Origin of the sequence: Streptomyces recifensis, from assembly GCF_002154615.1 — a bacterium.
Taxonomy (GTDB): domain Bacteria; phylum Actinomycetota; class Actinomycetes; order Streptomycetales; family Streptomycetaceae; genus Streptomyces; species Streptomyces griseoluteus.
Window position 1 is genome coordinate 1 of record NZ_MUNH01000347.1, and the last position, 4,628, is coordinate 4,628.

Annotated in this window: 6 protein-coding genes; all 6 read right to left on the reverse strand. The window is 71.0% G+C overall.

Annotated elements, in window-relative coordinates; genetic code table 11:
• Positions 1-123 precede the first annotated feature (123 nt).
• A complete protein-coding gene (locus CCN33_RS18650) occupies positions 124-702 on the reverse strand; it encodes a fasciclin domain-containing protein (RefSeq protein ID WP_086694715.1) in 579 nt (192 codons plus the stop codon).
• A gap of 377 nt (positions 703-1,079) precedes the next feature.
• A complete protein-coding gene (locus tag CCN33_RS18655) occupies positions 1,080-2,150 on the reverse strand; it encodes an NADH:flavin oxidoreductase/NADH oxidase (protein WP_086694716.1) in 1,071 nt (356 codons plus the stop codon).
• Positions 2,151-2,397: 247 nt separating this feature from the next.
• Positions 2,398-2,715: a DUF2795 domain-containing protein gene (locus tag CCN33_RS18660; protein ID WP_086694717.1), complete on the reverse strand. Its 318-nt coding sequence runs from the start codon at positions 2,713-2,715 to the stop codon at positions 2,398-2,400.
• Positions 2,716-2,766: 51 nt separating this feature from the next.
• A complete protein-coding gene (locus tag CCN33_RS32100) occupies positions 2,767-2,937 on the reverse strand; it encodes a hypothetical protein (protein WP_167387892.1) in 171 nt (56 codons plus the stop codon).
• Positions 2,938-3,011: 74 nt separating this feature from the next.
• Positions 3,012-3,557, reverse strand: coding sequence for a hypothetical protein (locus CCN33_RS18665; RefSeq protein ID WP_425275853.1), 546 nt, complete (start codon positions 3,555-3,557; stop codon positions 3,012-3,014).
• Positions 3,558-3,774: 217 nt separating this feature from the next.
• A partial coding sequence (locus CCN33_RS18670) for a DNA topoisomerase IB (RefSeq protein ID WP_086694719.1) occupies positions 3,775-4,628 on the reverse strand: 854 nt, incomplete at its 5' end.

Below are 4,628 nucleotides of genomic sequence, written 5' to 3' on the forward strand. Positions count from 1 at the left end.
CCCACCATATCCACGGTGCCGTCGGCCCGATCAAGTCCCTCGTACGGTGACGGGACGAGGCACGGCGGGCGCAGGGGCGCGGCGCCGTGCCTCGTCACGTGAAGCGGGGGACCTGAGGGCAGGTCAGGACGGAGGCTGGAGGACCGAGTCCACGACATAGATGGTGGCGTTCGCCGCCTTGATGTTGCCGCAGACGATGTTCGCCTTGCCGTTGACCTTGAAGTCGGTGCCCGACCCGGACGTGGTCAGCTTGCCGCCCTCCACCGTGGTGAAGGAACCGTTGGACAGCTGATCGGGCGTGATCTGCTTGTCCACGACGTGGTAGGTCAGCACCTTCTTGAGCTGCCCCTCGTTGTTGAGCAGTGAGGAGAGCTGGGACGTGGTCACCTTCTTGAAGGCGTCGTTGTTCGGTGCGAAGACGGTGACCGCGGACTTGTTGTTCAGGGTGTCGGTGAGATGCGCCCGGACGGCAGCCGAGACCAGCTGACTGAGCTGCGGGTAGGCGGCCGCGGCGTCCACCACCTTGTCCTTGGCCGTGTCGGCCTTCTGGGACAGCGCCGAGCAGCCCGGCCCGAAGGTCCCCGAGGGGCTGGGGGACGCGTCCTGGGCGCTGCTCCGGGATGTGAGAGCACCGAGCGCGAGCGGGATGGCGGCCAGAGCCGCTCCGGTGAACCTGACCGTGTGCATGTGGGTGAGCCTCATCGCAACTCCCTCCCGTGGAGGTGTGAGCGCCGCGAAGGCGGCTTGCGGGATTCGCCCTCTTCGCTGAGCGGGATGGGGGCCTGCACGGCCACGCCCCGGGCGGCTCCGCCCGGTCCCCCGCAAGGATATCCAGCACGGGTCGGAGACCGCATCTCGACGCTTGCCGGGCCGCTGCGCACCTCGGGTGATGACGTGACCGCCCGACTCCGGTGGGGGCGCACCGCCCCGGTGCGCCTTCGGCGTCGATTCCGCGGCGGCTACGGCCAAGTCGCGTGCCTGCGCCGGGTCGTGACGGCCTGACGGTCCGGGGTCCGGGATCGGGTGGGCGTCGTCAACGTGTCCACCCCCGCACACGGCCTCAACTTGCGCCCGCGGCCTCAACGATGACGTAGGCGGCCGCGCTGGTACTGCTTCGGCCACGGGACGTCGTCACCGAGTACGTAGGCCGCGCGGAGCGGCCAGGTCGGGTTGCGCAGCAGTTCCCGCGCGAGCATGATCGCGTCGGCCGAGCGGTCCACGAGGATCTGGTCGGCCTGCTCCGGTGCGGTGATCAGGCCGACCGCGGAGACGGGCAGGGCCGCGCCCTCGCGGACGGTTCGGGCGAAGGGCACCTGGTAGCCGGGCTCCACTTCGATACGGGCGTTGTGGACGAGCCCGCCGCTGGTGATGTCCACCAGATCGACGCCGTGGCCCACCAGATGCCGCGACAGCTCGACCGTCTCCTCCGGGGTCCAGCCGCCGTCGGCCCAGTCCGTGGCGGAGAAGCGTACGAACAGGGGACGGTCCTCCGGCCACTGCGCCCGCACGGCGTCGGTGACCTGGACGAGGAAGCGGCTGCGCCCGTCGAGATCGCCTCCGTACTCGTCATTGCGGTGGTTGGACAGCGGGGACAGGAACTGGTGCAGCAGATAGCCGTGCGCGGCGTGGATCTCCAGGACCTCGAAGCCGGCGGACAGCGCCCGCGCGGCGGCCTCGGCGAAGGCCCGGACCAGGGCGCGGATGTCGTTCGCGCTGAGTTCACGCGGGGCCGGCCAGTCGTTGAACGGCACCGGTGACGGTGCGACCGTCTGCCATCCTCCGGCCTCCGGTCCGACGTAGGCGTCACCCTCCCAGGGCGGTGCCGTCGACGCCTTGCGGCCGGCATGGGAGATCTGGATGCCGGGAACGGCTCCCTGCTCGTGGACGAAGTCGGTGATCCGCTTGTACGCGGCGGCCTGCGCGTCCTCCCAGATGCCGGCGTCGGAGGGGGTGATCCGGCCCTCGGGCTCCACTGCCGTGGCCTCCTGCATGACCAGGCCGGACCCGCCACGCGCCAGTGAGCCGAGATGGACCAGATGCCAGTCCTGCGGATAGCCGTCGACCGAGCTGTACTGGCACATGGGGGCCACCCAGGCCCGGTTCGGAAACGTGGTGCCGCGGAGCGTGAGCGGAGAGAAGAGACGGCTCATAGGGGGCCTCGCAGGAGGGTGTGAGACGCCGGGTGCCTCGCAGCCGTCGAGCCGTGACGGCCTGCAATCCTGCGGGGCGCCCCGCACGGTGGGTGCACCCGAGTACCCGCGCCCCTGGCGGCCACACCACCGGCAGGCCAGTGACGCACGGGATCGTTTGTCCGACACCGCCCGGCGCATCCTCGACCAGGTGCGTGCCGCGGCATCGGCCGTGTGAGGGAACGCCGGCGGCGGACGTACGGAACGGTCAGCGGTCGAGTTCCTCCTCGATCGGGGTCTTCGGCTCCTCCCGCAGGTGCTGGGACAGTCCGGGCTTGCCGCCCGCACGGGCCTGCTCCGCGCGCTGCGCCGCGGTGAGTCCGAGGTCCGAGGCCGGGTCCACGCGGACGGACCTGGCCACTTCCTCCCGGTTCGCGTACTGCTCCGGCGGCATACCGCGCAGTGCCTTGACCACCTCCTCCGAGGCGCCCGCCGCCCGCGCCGCTTCGACCAACTCATCGCGGTCGGCCGGGAAGTCGACGTCCTTGATGGCTTCCAGCACCTCCGGCACGCTGGTGTGTGCCATGGGGGATCCTCCTTGCTTGTCCGAGCTCGTCGGCGCGGTGAGCGGCCGCGCCTACCGGTCCTCGAAGTCGTCCCGTTCGATCCCCGCCTCGTCCATCGCCTCACGCAGGTCGCGGCTCTTCGCTCCGCCGGTACGAGCCTCCGCGTCGCGGTCGGGCGACGGTTCCATGACCACCTCGTCGGTGGTGTGCGTCTTCGGTCGGTTCTCCTCGGGAACAGTCATGACGGCACTCCTCTGGTGCACCTTGTGTCTCTTACGGAACGGCGGGCGCCAGGCCCCGCCGTGGCACAGCTCGGTCACCCAAGGCCCCGGAACACCTCCTGTGACCGCCGGAAGCGGAGCTCCTCGAGCGTGCGCAGCTGCCGTTCGGCCCGTTCGAGCAGTTGGTCGAGCTGCCGCGGGTCGAGGCGCTCGTCCGTCTCGGCGAGCGGACGCAGGGTCCGCCAGCCGGCCGCCTTCCCCTCGACGCCGAGCCGCAGCAGCTCGAGCTCGACGACCGTGGTGAGCGGGGACCGGCGGACCAGGCTGCCGTTGCTCTTGAGCCGCCCCGCCAACTCGGCCGCGCGACCCGCCAAGACCTTGTACCCGCGCGCCGGGACACCCAGCCTGGCCATGATGTCCAGCAGGCTCCGCCGGTCTTGCGCGATCTCACGCGCGACAGGTTCCAGTGCCTCGCCGGTCGGGGTGCCACGGGTCGCGCGAGCCAGGTAGCGGGCCCGGTTGGTGCCGACGGTGGACCCCGCCAGATGGTCGTTGAGATAGATGCCGAGCAGGTCCAGCCGGAGCCGGCCGGCCTGCCGCGTGCCGGCCGTGCCGGCACGCGGGACGTCACTCGCACTCACCGCAGCCTCCTCGTCGGGACCGAGCCCCCCGGTTGGCCGAAGCCTCGGGTACCCGCCCCGCCCGGCCCGTACGACACATCCGGCACGAGTTTTCGAAAGATGCCCGCTTCTCCGGACAACCGGCTGGGGCCCGCGACGCACCCCCCTTCACCGGGCCTGTGAAGAAACCACTTCGGGCACTGCGGAGCGCGTGAACGAGCCGGCTACCCGCACGGCGTCAACGCGGAGGCGGATCCCGCTCAAGCCCCTCGGACGGGTCCCCGTCGCGGAGCATGCGCAGCACCGCCCGCTCCACGGCCCCGTGGGTGGCGGGGACGCCGTACGCGCCCTCGTCGCCCAGGTGAGCCAGAGCGGCGGCGACCGTGACGCCCTCCTCGTACAACTCGATCACCCGTGGGCTGATGTAGGAGGCACGGCAGACCGCGGGCGTGTTGCCGAGATACCCGGCCACCTCGCGCGTCGCCCGGGCGATGGCCCGGCGCCGGGCGCTCTCGCTCCGTGCGACGGGGTGGGAGACGGCCAGTGCCACGGCGGCCATGACGGTGGCGTGCCAGGTACGGAAGTCCTTGGCGGTGACCTCGAGACCGGCCAGTTCCTTGAGGTACGCGTTGACGTCCTCGCCGTTCACGGTGTGCCAGGAGCGCTGTTCCCAGTAGGCCAGGAGCCGGTCACCACCGCCCCGGCGCCGCAACAGCGCGGTGAGGCATCGGCAGGCGGCGGGATCGGCGACGGTCTGAACGATCTCCTTGCCGTGCTTGCCGGTGTAGGTGAACAGGACCGCACCCCCGTGGCAGCGGGAGTGCTCGCGGAGCAGCGTGGTGAGGCCGTAGCTGTTGTTCAGTTCGGTGTAACGGTCGCTGCCGATGCGGAAGAAACCCAGGTCGAGCAGACGTACGCCCGTGGCCAGGACCCGGTGCCGGGTCAGCCCGCGGTCGTGCAGATGCCCCTCGACAGCCTGCCGCACCACAGGCAGGGCATCGGCGACGTCGAGAACGTGCTCGTGCTTGGCCTGCTCCTGCTCCGCACGGAATTGTGGGTGGTACAGGTATTGGCGGCGGCCGGCGGCATCGG